General features: G+C 73.7%; 12 protein-coding genes. 3 read left to right on the top strand and 9 right to left on the bottom strand.

Going from position 1 to position 15,547, the window contains the following annotated elements:
• Positions 1-38 precede the first annotated feature (38 nt).
• Together ACFVU9_RS34600 and ACFVU9_RS34595 are read right to left on the bottom strand one after the other, a co-directional pair.
• Complete coding sequence (locus ACFVU9_RS34600) at positions 39-677, bottom strand: hypothetical protein (RefSeq protein ID WP_387600320.1); 639 nt, start codon at positions 675-677, stop codon at positions 39-41.
• On the bottom strand, positions 677-5,257 hold the full coding sequence (locus ACFVU9_RS34595; protein ID WP_387600317.1) for a polymorphic toxin-type HINT domain-containing protein: 4,581 nt from the start codon (positions 5,255-5,257) through the stop codon (positions 677-679). Before ACFVU9_RS34595 ends, ACFVU9_RS34600 begins: the two co-directional genes overlap by 1 nt.
• A gap of 567 nt (positions 5,258-5,824) precedes the next feature.
• Here ACFVU9_RS34595 and ACFVU9_RS34590 point away from each other — a divergent pair.
• From ACFVU9_RS34590 to ACFVU9_RS34580, 3 genes are all read left to right on the top strand, one after another.
• Complete coding sequence (locus tag ACFVU9_RS34590; protein WP_387600315.1) at positions 5,825-6,604, top strand: hypothetical protein; 780 nt, start codon at positions 5,825-5,827, stop codon at positions 6,602-6,604.
• Between the two features lie 107 nt (positions 6,605-6,711).
• The gene (locus tag ACFVU9_RS34585) at positions 6,712-7,221 is read left to right on the top strand and encodes a hypothetical protein (protein WP_380445009.1); all 510 of its coding nucleotides are present in this window, start codon (positions 6,712-6,714) and stop codon (positions 7,219-7,221) included.
• On the top strand, positions 7,214-7,849 hold the full coding sequence (locus ACFVU9_RS34580; RefSeq protein WP_387600312.1) for a phosphatase PAP2 family protein: 636 nt from the start codon (positions 7,214-7,216) through the stop codon (positions 7,847-7,849). The genes ACFVU9_RS34585 and ACFVU9_RS34580 overlap by 8 nt, the downstream gene beginning before the upstream one ends.
• 7 nt (positions 7,850-7,856) lie before the next feature.
• On the opposite strand, the gene ACFVU9_RS34575 is transcribed toward ACFVU9_RS34580, so the two are convergent.
• The 7 genes from ACFVU9_RS34575 to ACFVU9_RS34545 are packed head-to-tail and all read right to left on the bottom strand — an operon-like array spanning position 7,857 to position 15,544.
• Positions 7,857-9,200 (bottom strand): glutamate-1-semialdehyde 2,1-aminomutase, encoded by a 1,344-nt coding sequence (locus ACFVU9_RS34575; RefSeq protein WP_380445007.1) that lies wholly within the window; start codon positions 9,198-9,200, stop codon positions 7,857-7,859.
• A gap of 7 nt (positions 9,201-9,207) precedes the next feature.
• The gene (locus ACFVU9_RS34570) at positions 9,208-9,759 is read right to left on the bottom strand and encodes a dTDP-4-dehydrorhamnose 3,5-epimerase family protein (RefSeq protein WP_380445006.1); all 552 of its coding nucleotides are present in this window, start codon (positions 9,757-9,759) and stop codon (positions 9,208-9,210) included.
• Entirely contained in the window at positions 9,756-10,964 is a 1,209-nt protein-coding gene (locus ACFVU9_RS34565) for a polysaccharide pyruvyl transferase family protein (RefSeq protein WP_387600308.1), read from the bottom strand. Before ACFVU9_RS34565 ends, ACFVU9_RS34570 begins: the two co-directional genes overlap by 4 nt.
• Positions 10,961-11,908 carry a glycosyltransferase family 2 protein gene (locus ACFVU9_RS34560; RefSeq protein WP_380445004.1) on the bottom strand — a complete coding sequence of 316 codons (948 nt, stop codon included), beginning with the start codon at positions 11,906-11,908 and terminating at the stop codon, positions 10,961-10,963. The genes ACFVU9_RS34565 and ACFVU9_RS34560 overlap by 4 nt, the downstream gene beginning before the upstream one ends.
• Complete coding sequence (locus tag ACFVU9_RS34555; RefSeq protein WP_380493019.1) at positions 11,905-13,242, bottom strand: hypothetical protein; 1,338 nt, start codon at positions 13,240-13,242, stop codon at positions 11,905-11,907. The genes ACFVU9_RS34560 and ACFVU9_RS34555 overlap by 4 nt, the downstream gene beginning before the upstream one ends.
• Before the next feature lie 5 nt (positions 13,243-13,247).
• On the bottom strand, positions 13,248-14,531 hold the full coding sequence (locus ACFVU9_RS34550; RefSeq protein WP_387600304.1) for a DUF4910 domain-containing protein: 1,284 nt from the start codon (positions 14,529-14,531) through the stop codon (positions 13,248-13,250).
• Positions 14,519-15,544 (bottom strand): NAD-dependent epimerase/dehydratase family protein, encoded by a 1,026-nt coding sequence (locus ACFVU9_RS34545; protein ID WP_387600302.1) that lies wholly within the window; start codon positions 15,542-15,544, stop codon positions 14,519-14,521. The genes ACFVU9_RS34550 and ACFVU9_RS34545 overlap by 13 nt, the downstream gene beginning before the upstream one ends.
• Positions 15,545-15,547: the final 3 nt, after the last annotated feature.

The raw sequence follows: 15,547 nt of genomic DNA, 5'->3' as shown, positions 1-15,547 counted from the left end.
GTCGTGCACCGGCTGCGCGCCGTCGTCGTCGTGTGGTGTCAGGACATCAGGTGTGCATGGCCCTCCACCAGGAGCTCGCCGTACTCGAATTGCCGCCCGAGGGCCACGTACCGGTCGTACTGCTCCCGCGCGACCACGGGCCCGACCTTGGCGAGCGCGCGCAGCAGGAGGCGGAACGCCAGGTCGGGGCAGACCCGCGCCGCGACCTCGTCGAGGGCGGGCACGATGCCGGGGACGTACCCTCCGGGCGCATGCATCGCCCCCTCGGTGATCCCGGCGGAGACCAGCAGGATCTCGTCCAGGACGGCTCCCGCCACGTGCCCGTAGGGACTGGGCGGCACGCGCTCGTCGCTGCCGCCGCCCTCGGCGGCGAGCCGCTCCCGGCCGAGCCGGACGATCAGACCGAGCCAGTCACGGCCGTCGTGGCCCTCCCTGCGGAGGTCGTGGAAGGGATGGGTGCCCGTCGACCAGAGGGTCTCGATCTGCCACGCGGGCAGGTCGGCGGCCTCCAGCCGCAGGGCGTCCACGAGGACCGACTCGGCGACCCAGGAAGGGTTGCGGGCGAGGTAGTCCGCCAGGACCTCGACGTCCTCGCCCTCGCTGCGCCAGTGTGCGTGGAACGCCTCGGCCAGGAGGGAGAAGCCGAAGTCGGCCGCGCCGCCGTACCGTTCCGCCATCAGACGCCCCTGCGCGGGAGCGGGAAGATGGAGGTCACGTACCAGCCCTTGGGGTGCTTGGTCGGGCCATCGGTGTAGTCGATCTTGACCCGGACCTCGACCTTCGTGCTGGAGGGGGTGGTCACGCCGTTGCCTCCCCGCTGGTAGACCTCGCCGAGGGAGGTCAGCTTGTCGCCGTTGGCATCGAGGACGGACACGTCCGCGGTGAACTTGAACTCGCTCTTGCCGAGTCGCTTGGCCTGCCCGTACTGCTTCGCCCCGTCCGTCAGCCACGCCTGCTTGAGCGCTTCTTCCGCGGTGGCGAGGTCCTTGAACACCCCGGTGTATCCGTCGGTCTCGGCCTTGAGCTGCGCGCGGATCGCGTCGGTGCCGCTGACCGTCCCGAGGTTGTTCGTGTAGGGACCCCCGGCGACATGGTCCTTGATGGTGTGCAGCCCCGGGTCCTTCGCCTCGTCGTTGAGCAGGTAGAGGCAGTTGTGGACGAGCAGGTCGGACTCCTGGCCGCCACCGGTGCGCACGAAGAAGGTGTGCGGTCCGTCGACCGTCAGGTCGTAGACGGCTTCCGGTGCCTGCTCGGTCCGGTCGGTGATGCCGGCGACGGTCTGCGGGGCGTTGTCCGAGGCCCGCAGGCGGTCTCCCGGGCGCAGGGCCGAGGCGAGGGTCCAGCCGGCCTGCTCGGTGTAGAAGCGGTGACCGGCCGTGGTGGAGAGCGTGCTGCCGTCCGCCAGGGCGATGTCCACCAGGCGCCGCGTGGTGTGGGCGTAGGTGGCGGTCACCGGCTGCGGGTGCAGTCCCCCGACCGCCGGGTCGGCCGTGAGCACCCGGTCACCGGTCCGGATCTCGCTGATGGCCCGGTACGAGCCGTCGGCCAGCAGGACGCGGGTGCCCGCGGGGAAGCTGTTTACCTCGCACGTCTCGTAGACGTACTGCACCGACTTGTACTCGTCGTTCAGCTGGCGGACGAGGGCCGGGTCGATGTCGGGGGTCTTGCTCAGCGCCTCAAGGGCCTCCTTGGTGCCGACGCCGTTCTTGAAGGTGTTGCGGAAGGCGGACACGGCGTCGGCGGCGCGGAGCAGCTTGCTGGTGATCGCGTCGCTGTAGCCGTTGAGCGTCGCCTGGAGGGCGAGCTTGGCGTCCTCGATCCCGACGCCGGTTTCGAGGGCGAAGCGGAACGCGACGATGCCCTTCGCGCCCTTGGCGAGGGTGCCGAAGGGGATGAAGTTGGACGCGGCCCAGGCGCAGTGGGAGTTGAATCCCGGGTCCTTGAAGCACGCGATGAAGTCGCCCGCGAAGAGGGTGAAGGCGTTGACGGTCGGTGATCCGCAGACGCCCCGCTGGCAGGTGACGTTGATCTTGTCGAAGTCCTTCTGCGTCATGGCGACGGTGGTGGTGATCTCCGACTTGTTCAGCTGGTCGCTGCCGACGAGGAGGGTGTCCCAGACGCTGTACTTCCCCATGCAGGCGGCGATCGACAGGCCCGCTTCGGGGCAGGTCTTCAGGATGTAGTCGATGGTGCCGGTGACCCTGATGGTGTACGTGACGTCGCAGACCCTGACTCCGGCGGCGTTCGTGTAGAAGTTCTCATCGGTCCACAGGTCCGCGAGGGTTCCCGTCTGTCCCTTGCCGCAGCGTGCTTCGTTGCTCTTGACGACCTCCTTCTGGAGGTCCCCGCGGGGCACGGACTCGATGTAGGAGACGCGACCGTTGTCGTCGACGACGGCCGTGTCGCTCTGCAGCTTTCCGCCGGCCGCGTCGGCCTGCTGCTTCGACATGATCAGCTGCGCGGCCTCCCTGGCGGCCGCGTACGCGTCGTCCCTGCTCTTGGCAGCGGCGGCGGCCGAGGCCTTCGCCTGGTCGGACGCGGTCTTGGCGTCGGCCGCGAACTGGCTCGCCTGGGCCGCGTAACCGGTGGCCTCGGCGGCCGAGGCGACGGCGCGGTCGGCCGCGACGCCGGCGGAGGCGGCGGACGCCTGGGCCTGCTGGGCGTACTGGGCGGCCTGCGCCGCGGAGGCCTGGGCGGCCTGCGCGGACTGGGCGGCCTGGTTGGCGAAGCCCTGGGCGGACTGGGCGGACTGGCTGGCCTGGTTGGCGTATCCCGCGGCCTCGCTGGCGGCGCCGCGGGCGGTGGCGGAGGCCTGGGCGGCCTGCGCCGCGTACTGGCGGGCCTGGGCGACCGAGCCGTCGATGGTGGCGAGGTAGGACGCGACGGTGGCCACGTGGGCGGCGGTCATCGCGTCGCGCTGCTGGGCCTTGGGCAGGCCGGTCTGCAGGAACGGCACGAGGCGGTCGGCGGGGCCGGACAGGACGGCCTGGGCGGCCGCCTTGACCTCCTGGCCTCCGCCGGCCAGGGCCTGGGTCACCAGGACGCGGTTGTCGTCGTCGCGGGCCTTGAACTGACCGGTGGCCAGGAAGGCCCGGACGTCGTCGATCGTGCCGTCCAGGGCCTTGCCCGCCGCGGCCTTCACGCCCGGCCCGCCGGCGGCCATGATCTGGGACAGCTGGACGCGGTCGTCGTCGTCCTTGCCCGGGTACTGCCCGGTGGCCAGGAACGCCCGGACCTGGTCCGGCGTACCCACCGAGGCGGCCTCCGCGGCGAGGCGCTTCTCCAGCTTGCCCGGCGTCTTGGCGATCGCCATCACGCTGGTGCGGTCGTCGCGGTCCCGGGCCACCGTCAGGTCGGTGGCCAGGAAGGCCTGGACGGCGTAGTCGTCGCCCTCCAGCGCGCTCTGGGCGGCGGCCTTCGTCCACGGACCGCCGGCGTCCAGCAGCCGCAGCGCGGCCTGACGGCCCTTGAGCAGGGCGGTCTTGGCGTCCGTGCCCGGCGCCTGGGCGTCCTTGATCAACTGGTCGGTGCCTGCCGCGAACTGCGTCGCCTTGCCGGACTCCCAGGCCGCGGTCTTGGCCTTCTGGTCGGCCTCGCGGGAGGCCTCGTCGGCGGCGGCCATCTCGGCGGCCTGCTGGGCGTCGAGGCGCTCCTTGTCGGTGGCGCGGGCGATGTTGGTGACCTTGTGGGCCTGCGCGGCCGAGTTCGCGGCCGAGTTGGCGGCGGCGTCGGCCGCGGTGGCGGCCGCCTGCGCGACGTTGGCGGCGGTGGCCGCCTCACCGGCGTGCCGGGCCGCCTCCTCCGCCGCCGCGGCCGCGGCTTCGGCGTGGGCGGCGGCCTCGTTGGCGGCGCGCTGGGCGTCCCCGGCCGCGGCGGCGGCCTCGTTGGCGATGGCGACGGTGGCGTTGGCGGCACGCTTGGCCTCGGCGGCGGCGCTCTGGGCGCGGGCCGCCGCCAGGCGGGCCCGGGCGGCGTCGTCGGCGGACACCCCGGAGTACTCGGCGGCCTCGGCGGCGGCCTGAGCGGCCGCGGAGGCGTTCTCGCCGGCCGACGCCGCGGCCTGCGCCGCGACTCCCGCCTGCGCCGCGGCCCGGCCGGCCCACGCACTGGCCTCGCCCGCGGTGCGGGCGTCACCGGCGGCGTTGCGGGCGGTGACGGCGGCCGCGCGGGCCGCGTCCGCCTGCCCGGCATCGCTCGCCGCGTTGGCGGCGGCGGCCAGCGCCCTGGTGGCGGCGTTGCCGGCCTTCGTCGCGGCCGACGCGGCGTCGGCGGCGGCGCTGGCGGCCTGCCGGGAGGCCTCGTTGGCGGCCTTCGCCGCCTTCGAGGCGGTCTGGGCGGCAGCGGCGGCACGGCTCGCGGCGTCCGCCGCGCGGCCGGCGGCGTTGGACGCCTGCCCGGCCGCACCCTGCGCGGCCTTGGTCTCGGCGGCGGCCTTCTCGGAGGCCTCCTTGGCCAGCCTGGTGGCGTCCAGCGCCTTGCCCGCCGCGTCCACGGCCGTCCGGGCCTGCTGTCCGGCCTGGGCGGAGGCGTTCTTCGTCAGGTCGGCCAGCTGGGAGACGGTCAGGGTCTCCTGGTCGTGCGCGGCCGCCGTCTGGTAGCCGTACTGCAGGAACTGCTGGACGTCGTCCATCGAACCGTTGAGCGCGGTGTTGGCGGCCTTCTTCACCTCCGGCCCGCCCGAGGCCATCAACTGCGACAGGTGGACGCGGTCGTCGTCGTCCCGCGCCTTGAACTGGCCCTCGTTCAAGAACTGGTTGACGTCCGTCATGGTGCCGTCGAGCGCCTTGGCCGCCGCGGCCTTCACACCGGGTCCGCCGGCCGCCATGATCTGCGACAGCCGGACCCGCTGGTCGTCCTCGAAGGCCTTCTTGGCGCCCTGGTCGAGGAACTTCTTCAGGTCGGCGGCCGAGCCCTTCAGCGCGGCCTGCCCGGCCTCGCGCACGCCGGGGCCGGAGGCCGCGACGAGTGCCTCGATCTGTGCCTTCTGGTCCTGGTCGGCCGCGACCGCCTGGCCCTTGGTCACGAACGCCGTCAGGTCGTCGCCACCACCGGTCAGTGCGATCTCGGCCGCGTGCCGTACGGCCGGTCCGCCCGCCTGCCAGGCCGCGACGGCCTTCAGCCGGTCCGGGTTGGCGGCGGTGGCCGGCGGCGTGTCGGCCGCCACGGCCGGAATCGTCAGCAGCCCGGTCAGCAGGCTGCCGGCCACGAACCCGGCCGCGAGCCGTGATCGGGCCCGTGATGTCGGTGACATCCTCATGGGAGCTTCGTCATCTCTCTTCGTGTTTCGGGCACCGGAGTGCCGCCTGGCCGGCCGCGGTCACGCATCGACGGGCCGGAAGTTCTGCGGGGGGAGGAGGATTCGTTCGACGCGGCACGACGTGGCCGCGCGGCGGAGGAAGTTCACCGAACACCGGCCCGGCGCTGCCGCCGAGGGCCCGGCCGGGGCCCCGCCACGGGGCCGGGCCGGTCTGCGGACGGTACGCACAGGGACTCCCGGAAGAAGACGCACCCGGGCGACGAACCAGCGCCCCCGAGCCGGTAAAGTGAAGATCAAGTGGACGCTATCGACAGGAAATCCGGTACGTCAAAGCATGTCCGCGGCCCGGCGAAATCCTGATCCGCCGTCACGTCCGGTACGGGAAACGCGGCCGAACCGCCCGAAATCCGTCATTCCGAAGACGGACATTAAGGATGTTCGAGAACCTGGGATCCCGTCCCCCGACCATCACGGTTCGGTGACGTTTCCTCTGCCCGGTGCCGCTGCGGCACCGGCGCCGGGCGCCCGACTTCCCAGCGTCGGCGGTGATCACTAAGGTCTGGCGCTGTGACTAAGCGTGAATCCGGTGACGACCTGTGGGACGAGTTCGTCCGGGAGTTCGAGAAGAACAACGCGGTGCGGGAGCCGAGTGCCGCCGAACGGGCGCGGCAGGCCAGGCAGACGAAGCCGCGGCGCTCGCGGCGGCTGGTCCTTCCCGTGGCCGCCGCCCTCCTGGTGGCCGCCGGCGCGACGGCGTACGTGCTCCGGCCGTCGGACCGGGCACCGGCCGCCGCGCCCGCCCCCGCGCCGGCCGCGACGACCGCGTCCGCCCCCTCGGCGCACGCGGCGACGGCGTCGGCCGGTGCTCCGGCTTCGGCGATCCCGCTGTCCGTCTTCCCGGCGCAGGTGCAGGGGTACACGTTGGTGGCGAAGGTGGCGAACCCGAGCTGCACCGGCGCCGACACCGTGGCGCCGACCCTCGCCGGGCTGATCACGCAGGGGCACGGCTGTGTCGGCGTCGACCTGGCGCTGTACAAGGACGCCGACGGCAACCAGTACGACCTGGCGCTGTTCACCATGAAGGACCCGATGGAGTGCGTGCACCTCATCAACGTGCTGGCCTCCGACCCCGCGTCGTACCAGGTCGCAGTCCAGGTCCCGCCCAAGGACTCGGGCCTGCGCCAACTGCCGGCCGACAGCGGCCTCGTGCAGAACTTCGCGTCCTACGGGAACGGGATGCTCGTCGGCATGGCCCAGTGGTCCGACGGCCGGACCGCGGACTTCGGCGCGCTGTCCGACCGGCTCTCGCCGCTGACCGGGGCGGTCATCAAGAACGTCCCCGCCTGACGGAAGGCCCGGCCGGGGCGGCTCCGCGACGGGCGACGGGCGAGGCACCGGAGGCCGCTTCGGACGGAGTCGCCCGGCGACGGCCACGGGCTCGCTAGGGTGGCCGCATGGCCTCACTGGGAAGTCACGCCAATGTCTGGGAGACATGCCTCCAGCTCCTGCGCCGTCAGGGGTACCACCTGACGGTGAAGCTCGCCGACGAGGAGGACGAGGACGGGCTGGACGCCTGGCTCGCCGAGAAGGACGGGTTCACCTTCTGGGCGGACAATCCCATCGAACTGCTGGGCCTGGCCGCCGTGTACGAGGACGTGCGGCCCGAGGAGGACCGGCCCTACTGGTGGGCAGCGAAGACCGTGCGCGAGCGCCCGGACGTGCGCGAGCAGCTCGTCGACGAGGCGCTCGCGGTCCGGGACGCGCGCGTGGCGGAGCTCGCCGCACGACGGGAGCGGGATCCGGAGGGCTGGGAAAAAGAAATCCGCGCGGCGTTCTGCTGGGCCGGTGCCGAGCGCCATGCGGCGAACCATCTGGCCCTCCCCCGCGCCGAGTTGAGGCAGCTCCTGGACGATCCGCGCCTCGCCGACCTCCGGGACGAGGAGTACTGCGGGACCGATGACTGAACCGCGCCTCCTGCCGGGGCACCGGCGCTCCGCCGCCGTCGCGATCGTGGCGGTCCTCGCCGCGCTGGTGGTCGCCGCGCTCGGCGTCCGCTACGCCGGCGCGAGCGAGCCCGGCGGGGTGGACGCGCGCATAGCGGGGGCGTTGTACGGGGTGGAGCCGCCGTGGCGGTCCGTCGCCCTGGCCATGGATTCGCTGGGCGAGCCGGTCGGAGCCGCGGCCCTGGTCGTGCCGATCGTGGCGGGCTGCCTGCTGCTCCGGCGTCCGCGCGCGGCTGCGTTCGTCGTTGTCGGCGTCGCTGCGGCCGTGGGAACGGCGACGCTGCTCAAGCACGTGGCGGGGCGCACCATCCACGGCGACAACCTGTCCTACCCGAGCGGACACACCGCCTTCGCCACGTCGCTCGCCCTCGTGGTGGCGATGCTGGCGACCCGCAGGGCGGCCGGCACCCTGCTCGTGTTCGCCGCGGCGTTGGTCGTCGGCGCCGTCATGGGGTGGGCGCAGGTCGCTCTGGGTGCGCATTACCCGACCGACGTCCTCGGCGGCTGGTGCACCGCACTGGCGGTGGTGCCGGCGACGGCGTGGCTGGTCGACCTGGCAGCCGACCAGCTCCGCCGGAGCCGTCCGTGACGCCGCGTCACACCAGGCGGCGGAAGACGGGTTTCACCGGCCGCCCGCCCATCCAGGGGGTGGGGTCGCCGGCGTCGAGTGCCTTGCGGTAGACGGCACAGGCCCCGGCCACCACGGCCACGGTGCGGTCGATGTCGGCGTCGCCGAGCGCGCTGCTCACCACGAACGACGGGGCCAGGACGCCCCCCGCGAGGAGTTGGCGCAGGAACAGGGTGCGGTACTGCTGCGAGGGCTCCCGGTTCTCGTCGAGGGTGGCGAAGACCAGGTTGCTGGCCCGGCCCCGGACGACGACGTGGTCGCCGACGCCCATGCCCGCGGCGGCCTCGCGGACCCCGGCGGCCAGCCGCTCGCCGAGGGCGTGCAGCCGGGCGGTGACGCCCTCCTCGACGTAGGTGGTCTGGACGGCCATCGCGGCGGCGAGCGAGTGCGTCTCCGCGCCGTGCGTGGTGGACAGCAGGAACACCCGGTCGCCGGTGTGGCGCAGCCCGCCCCACTCCATCAGGTCCCGCCGCCCGGCGAGCGCGGAGACGGCGAAGCCGTTGCCCAGCGCCTTGCCGAAGGTGGAGAGGTCGGGCACGACGCCGTAGAGGCCCTGGGCACCCGCCTCGGACCAGCGGAAGCCGGTGATCATCTCGTCGAAGACCAGCACGCAGCCGTGCCGGTCGGCCAGTTCGCGCAGGCCGGCGAGGTACCCGGGCGGCGGCTCGGCGTGTCCGGCGGGTTCGAGGACCAGGCAGGCGACCTCGCCCCGGTACCGGGTGAGCAGTTCCTCCGTCGCGGCCAGGTCGCCGTAGGGGAACGCCACGGTGAGGTCGGTGATCGCCGCCGGGATCCCGGCGGACATCGGCGTGGTACCGATGAACCAGTCGTCGACGGAGAAGAACGGGTGGTCGCCGCAGATGGCCACCCGCGGGCGCCCGGTGACGGCGCGGGCGAGCCGCACCGCCGCGGTGGTGACGTCGGAGCCGTTCTTCGCGAACTTGACCATCTCGGCGGTCGGCACGGTCTCCAGGAAGCGTTCCGCGGCCTCGGCCTCCACGACGGACGGGCGGACGAAGTTGCTGCCGCGGTCCAGTTCCCGCCGGACCGCCTCCAGTACGCGCGGGTGGGCGTGGCCGAGGCTGACCGAGCGCAGGCCGGAGCCGTACTCGACGTAGCGGTTGCCGTCGACGTCCCACACGTGGGCGCCGCGGCCGTGGCTGATGACCGGGGCGAGGTGTTCGGGGTACTGGTCGTCGCCCTTGGCGTAGGTGTGCGCGCCCCCGGGGATCAGGGCGTGCAGCTTCTCGTTCGCCGCCCGCGACCGGGGCAGGGCGAACTCTTCGGCGGGTTCGGTGACTTCGGTGTCCACGCGGTCCTCAGCTCTCGTTCCGGCGCAGGACCTCGGCGAGGCTCGGCGCCTCCCGGTCCCGCTTGGACATCGACGTGGGCGGCAGCGGCCAGGGGATGGCGAGCTGCGGGTCGTCGAAGGCGATCGTCACGTCCTCGGCCGGATCGTGCGGGCGGTCGATCAGGTACGAGACGTCGGTGGTCTGCGTCAGCGCCTGGAAGCCGTGCGCGCACCCCGCCGGGATGTAGACGCTCGCCTGCGTCTCGCCGGACAGCTCGAAGTGGGCCTGGTTCCGGTAGGTCGGCGAGTCCGGCCGCAGGTCCACGACGACGTCGAAGACCCGCCCGTACGAGCAGCGCACCAGCTTGGCCTCGCCGGCGCCGGAGCGCAGGTGCAGCCCGCGCAGGACGCCGCCGACCGAGCGGGAGACGCTGTGCTGGACGAAGGCGTCCGGGTCGAGGCCCACCGAGCGGATCACGTCGGCGTCGAAGGTGCGGCAGAAGAAGCCGCGTTCGTCGGTGTACGGCGTCGGCTCGAACAGGTACGCGCCGGCGATCGCCGGGACTTGGGTCGCCTTCACGGCGCCTCCCTCACAACGTGGTCGGTCCTCGGGAAGAGGACCCTGGTCAGCTCGCCGAACTGGTCGTCGAGGCGCCGGGCCACGGCCAGGTTCCGCTCGGCGAGGATCTGGCGCAGCTCCGCCGAGCGCTTCTCCAGCTCCCGGAACTGCTCGGTCAGCCGGTCGGCGTCGACCTCGCGCGCCGGGTGGCGGTACGTGCCGAGCCCCATCTGCTCCATGAGCGCGTCGCTCTTGGCCGCGTAGCTCAGGGCGAGCGTCGGCGTACCAGCCTTCAGGGCGCAGACGAGGTTGTGGTACCTGGTCGCCACCACGGCGTCGGCGGCCGCCGCCTCCTCCATCAGGTCGGCCAGCGAGGCCGTCCGGGCGGCGGTGACCAGCGGCGAGTCGACGGCTTCGAGGATCGCGGCGACCACCGTCGCGTCGACGTCGTCGCCGGTGAGCAGCCGGACCGGCCTGCCCTCCTCGACCAGGGTGCGGACGAAACGGGTCGTCCCGTCGAGGTAGCGCCGGTGGATCTCCTCGGCCCTGGCCCGGTCGTCGTTGCCGCCGTGGAAGTCCATGACGCCGACGCAGACCACGCCGGGCACACCGGACGAGGGGGCGGCCGGCGTCGGCAGGGCGAAGGCGAGGTCCGGGTGGACCGCGTCCCGCGCGGTGCCCACGCCCATCGCCCGCATCGCGTCGCGGGACAGCTCGTCCCGGTACGACCGGTACGCCGCGAGGCGCGCCGACCAGCGCACCAGCGCCCGGGTGGGCCGGTCGGCGATGGGCGCGGCGCCGACACCGACCAGCGCCACCCGGGTGCCGAAGAGCCGGCCGGACGCGCAGAGCAGGAACAGCGCGTACGGGAAGCCCCACGGCCGCAGCGGCAGCGTGGCCTCCAGGACGCCCATGCCCGGCACGATCACCACGTCGTGCCGGCGCACCCACGCGGCGGTGCGGACGGCGTCGACGAGTTTGCCGAGGCCCTTCGCCGCGACCGCGCCCGCCCGGGAGGCCGTCCGGTACTCCCCGCGGTACCAGTGCAGCCGCGTCGCGGGGATGCGGTAGCGGGCCGTGACGGCCTCGGGGCCGCCGCACAGCGCGTCCACGGCGGCCTCCGGGTGCTCGGTGCGCAGGTGGCCGAGCACGGCTTCGAGCGACCCGTCGTTGCCGAGGTTGCCGGAGCCGAGCAGGCCGAAGACCCCGACCCGCACGGGGGTCATGCCCGCCGCCCCTCGCGTCCGGCCACGAGGGCGTCGACGGAGACCGTGAGCAGCGCCGGGTCGGCCGGGGCGCGGTCCTCGACCCGCTCGCCGGCGCCGGGCCGGACCCGGCTGGTCATCCAGGCGGCCAGGTGGCCGTAGCAGGCGCGCCGGTCGGCGGCCGACAGCGGCGCCCGCCGGACGGCCGAGGCGAAGCCCCAGACGTACTCGGCGAGCAGCCGGGGCGTCGGGTGCAGCGGCCCGGCGCGGCGCGGGTCCAGGTTGACGCAACGGGAGCGCTTGGAGGGGTTCGCCCGCTCGGCGCGGGTGGGGTGGTCGCGGCGGAAGTACAGCAGCTCCGGCACCTGGTGGAAGCGCCCGTGCAGGGTGATCTCGGCGACGAACGTGCGGTCCGCGTGGTGGTAGCTGTCGTGCGGCTTCACCCGGCGCAGCACGTCGGCCCGCATCACCCCGTAGAAGTCGTCGCCGCCGGGCTCGAACAGCAGGCTGCGGAAGCGCTCGGGCGCGTGCGGCGAATCGGTGGCGAGCCCGTACTCGTAGGGCACCTTCACCTGGCCGTCGCCGTCGATGACGGCCTGGCCGGAGTGGGCGAGGATGACGTCCGGGCGTTCGTCCAGCGCCTCCACGCAGCGCAGCAGGAGGTCCCGGGCGTACAGGTCGTCGTGGGAGGCCCACTTGAAGAGTTCGCCGCGGCACTCGGTGAAGACGTGGTTGTGGTTCGGCGCGGCGCCGATGTTCCGGGGCAGGCGCAGGTAGCGGATCCGGGGGTCCTTCGCGGCGTACGTGCGGCAGATGTCCTGGGTGCCGTCGGTCGACGCGTTGTCGGAGATGACGAGCTCGAAGTCGTCGTAGGTCTGGCCCAGGAGGGCGTCGAGCGACTCGGCGAGGTACTCCTCGCCGTTGTAGACGGGCAGGCCGATGCTCAGCCGGGGAACGGCGCTCAAGGGGTCCTCACTTCGGGGATCGGGGTGCGGTGGTGCTCGCGCAGGGCGGCGCGCAGTTGGAGCCACCAGACGGCGGCGCCGCAGGCGGTCGCGCCGGCGACGCCCCAGGCGGAGCCGACCGTGCCGGCCGCGGCGGCGCCGCCGAGCCCGCCGCCGAGATAGCAGGCGGAGGCGAACAACTGGCAGCGCAGGCTGCGCCGGGCCGCGGCGAGGGCGCGCAGCCCGGCGGCCGCGCCGCTGCCGAGGCCGGCGCCCGCGACGCCGAGGGTCGCCGGCAGGATGAGCCGGGAGGCGGAGTGCCAGACGTCGCCGAGGACGAACTGTCCGGCCCGGTCGGGCATCAGCAGCAGGGCCGAGCCCCACAGCAGCGCGGCGCCGGCCTGCCCTCCGCCCAGCAGGAAGCAGAACCGGCCGAGCCGCTCGGGCGTCCGCCGCAGGACCCGGGCCGCCTCCGCCACGGTGACCAGGGAGAGCCCCATCAGCAGGGCGAGGAACGGTCCCTGGAGGAGTTCGGCGCCCCGGACGGCACCGACCGCGCCGACCCCGACGATCGCGCCGAGCCCGTACGCCCGCAGCTGGCCGGCGCCGCTGAGGCTGACGTTCTCGACCAGGTAGCGGCTGCCGAGGTCGCGCTGCTCGCGCAGCCAGCCGCGGGCTTCGGTCACCCGGGGCCGGACGCCGGACTGGAGGAAGCCGTACCCGGCGGCGGCCGCCGCGGCGGCGCCCCAGGCCAGCAGGAAGGCGGGCACGGTGCCCACCCGGGCCGCCACGACCATGGCCGGGACGAGTGCGATGCCCTGCACCAGGTCGTTGGCGAAGGCCTTCCGCCCGGTGCCGGCCGCGAAGAACGCGAACCGCCGGGCATCCTGGAGCAGGAGCGCCGGCAGGGCGGCGCCGAGGCTCGCGAACGCGGGCCCCACGTCGCCGCCGAGGCCGAGCCCGACCAGCAGGCAGACGGCGCCGAGGGTGGCGCCGACGGCGAGCGCGGCGCCGGACGATCGGGCCGCACCGGCGCGCCAGGTCGCCTCCGGCACGCCGCTGAAGCGCACCATCAGCGGGTCGGTGGCCAGCCCGCGGGAGACGTTGAGCACCACGCCGTAGGTCAGCCAGGCCAGGCTGAACACGCCGAACGCGTGCACCCCCAGCTCCCGGGCGACGTAGATGCCCACCGCGAAGTTGATCATGCTGGTGACCGCCTGGTCGGCCAGCCCCCAGGACACCCGGCCGAGCACGCCCCGCCTGGCGGGCCGGGCCTGCTCGGCCGCCTGCCCGGTCCGCCCCGGCTCCCCGGCCGGGCCGGCCGGGGTCGTCGTCCTCACCCCCTCGGTGGTCATCCGCGTCACGCCTTGATCAGACCGGCGCCGCACAGGGCGTCGGCCGCGGCGGCGACCGCGTCGAAGGGCAGCCCGGAGCGCTCGGCGACGTCCAGCAGGCCGTGCTCGCCGTCGGAGAGGCTGAGCACCCACAGCATCGCCATCTGGGCCTGCTTGGCGTCGCTGCGCCCGCCGAGGGACTCGTACAGTCCGCGCCGCCCCAACTGCGGTTCGCCGTACGGGCTGAGGTTGACGTAGCGCCGGTTGCGGTCGAGCACGGCGAAGGCCTCGCGGCAGACGGCGAGCGTGTCCGCCAGCGCCTCCGGGGAGACGAAGTCGGGGTTGTCCGCCGAGGTGTGGTACTCGGGGTACGCGGCGTACGGGGTCCGGCTCAGCGAGCCGACGCCGAGGTCGAACCCGGGCGAGCAGTACTGCCGCTCGTCGTAGCCGTACGGGGTGAACTCGACGACGTCGTGGGGTCGTTCGGAGGTGCGCAGCACGTGCCGCAGCACCCGGTCGATCTCCGCGTCGCCGCGCCGGCTCTGCTTGTACGTCAGCCGTCCCCGGTCGCCCGCGCAGGCCAGCACCAGCCCGTGCTTGACCCGCTCGATCCGCTCCGCGTTGCGGGCCAGCCAGGTGATCGCCCCGATCGTGCCGGGCGCGTAGATGAAGCGGTAGGTGTAGTACGGGCTCCGCTCCGCCAACTCCCGTGCCAGATAGGTCGCCACCGCGACGCCCGCCATGTTGTCGTTGGCCAGCGCGGGGTGGCAGACGTGGCAGGAGACGATCACCTCGTCGGCGACCTGCCCGGGGACGACGTGCTCGGCGTAGGTGAGGTGGCCGTCCGCGAGGGTGGAGTCGATGCGCACCTCGTAGTCGCCGTCCGGCAGCCCGTCCAGGGTCTCCTGGGACAGGCAGAACCCCCAGTCCGGCGTGTAGTAGCTGGTGCGGTACGGCACCCAGGCCGGGTGGTCCGGCAGGGTGTGCAGGTGTCCGCGCAGTTCGGACAGCGGCATGGTCGCCGCCACCGGCACGCTGTAGCCGAGCACGTGCAGGCTGGACGCGGCGAAGTCGACGACCCGGTTGCCCGCGGCGTCGGCGACGTAGGCGTCCCGGATGTTCCACTCCTGCGGCACCGTCCAGTCGAGCACCTGCGTCCCGGTCGGCACCTCGTGCACCTGGAGCGGGACGTACTCACCGACGATGTCCAGGGTGGCGCGCACGCCGTCGCCGGTGATGCTCCGGCAGAGCGGGTACAGCCGCTCCACCAGGGCGTGCATCTCCTCGCCGAGCCCGGTCACCGGCGCCACCGCAGGGTCTCGTCGACGGCCCCGGCGGAGGACGCCTCGCGCAGCACGGCCAGCCGGGTGAAGCGGCGCTCGAAGTCCTCCCGGGTCAGTCCGAACGTGCGGTAGGCGTCGGCGAGTTCGAGCGCGCCCTGCTTCACCGTCCACTCGCAGTCGAAGCCGGGCAGCGCGGCGCGGAACCGCGAGAAGTCCACCCGGTACGACCGCGGGTCGGCGCCGTTCTCGCCGGTGATCACCACCTGCGCGCCGGTCACCGCCTCGGCGACCTGCTCCGCGATCTCGGCGACGGTGACGTTGTTCACCTCGCTGCCGATGTTGAACGCCCGGTCGTGCACGGCTTCGCGCGGCGCGGTCAGCGCCGCCGCGAAGGCGCGGGCGATGTCGGCGGCGTGGACCAGCGGGCGCCAGGGCGTGCCGTCGGAGAGCACCAGCACCTCGCCGGACAGGAGCGCGTGGCCCACCAGGTTGTTCAGCACGATGTCGGCGCGCAGCCGGGGCGAGTAGCCGAAGGCGGTGGCGTTGCGCATGTACACCGGGCTGAAGTCGCCGTCGGCCAGGGCGTGCAGGTCGTCCTCCACCCGCACCTTGGACTCTGCGTACGGCGTCACCGGGCGCAGCGGGGCGTCCTCGCCCACCAGTTCGTCGCCGCCGGCGGCGCCGTAGACGGAACAGGTGGAGGCGTACAGGAAGCGGCGCACCCCGGCGTCGCGGGCCAGTTCGGCCAGCCGGACGGAGGCGTGGTGGTTGATGTCGTAGGTGAGGTCCGGCGCGAGCGAGCCCAGCGGGTCGTTGGACAGCGCGGCCAGGTGGATCACGGCGTCCACGCCGGCGACGTGGTCGGCGGTGACGTCGCGCAGGTCGACCCGCGTTCCCGGCGGGTCGGCGGGCTTCGGGCCGAGGACGCAGTCGGCGAACAGGCCGGCGTCGAGGCCGACGACCTCGTGCCCGGCGGCGGCGAGGACCGGGGCCATCACGGTGCCCAGGTAGCCCTGGTGTCCGGTCAGCAGTACGCGCATGGG

It is taken from the genome of Kitasatospora sp. NPDC057936, assembly GCF_042887525.1.
Classification (GTDB): domain Bacteria; phylum Actinomycetota; class Actinomycetes; order Streptomycetales; family Streptomycetaceae; genus Kitasatospora.
This window is presented reverse-complemented; position numbering and strand designations above follow the sequence as displayed.

Bases quoted from the DNA above. Each gene is read 5' to 3' on its own strand.
- ACFVU9_RS34580 (WP_387600312.1), top strand. From the start codon at position 7,214: ATGACTGAACCGCGCCTCCTGCCGGGGCACCGGCGCTCCGCCGCCGTC.
- ACFVU9_RS34545 (WP_387600302.1), bottom strand. From the start codon at position 15,544: ATGCGCGTACTGCTGACCGGACACCAGGGCTACCTGGGCACCGTGATG.
- ACFVU9_RS34565 (WP_387600308.1), bottom strand. From the start codon at position 10,964: ATGACCCCCGTGCGGGTCGGGGTCTTCGGCCTGCTCGGCTCCGGCAAC.
- ACFVU9_RS34595 (WP_387600317.1), bottom strand. From the start codon at position 5,257: ATGAGGATGTCACCGACATCACGGGCCCGATCACGGCTCGCGGCCGGG.
- ACFVU9_RS34555 (WP_380493019.1), bottom strand. From the start codon at position 13,242: ATGACCACCGAGGGGGTGAGGACGACGACCCCGGCCGGCCCGGCCGGG.
- ACFVU9_RS34585 (WP_380445009.1), top strand. From the start codon at position 6,712: ATGGCCTCACTGGGAAGTCACGCCAATGTCTGGGAGACATGCCTCCAG.
- ACFVU9_RS34600 (WP_387600320.1), bottom strand. From the start codon at position 677: ATGGCGGAACGGTACGGCGGCGCGGCCGACTTCGGCTTCTCCCTCCTG.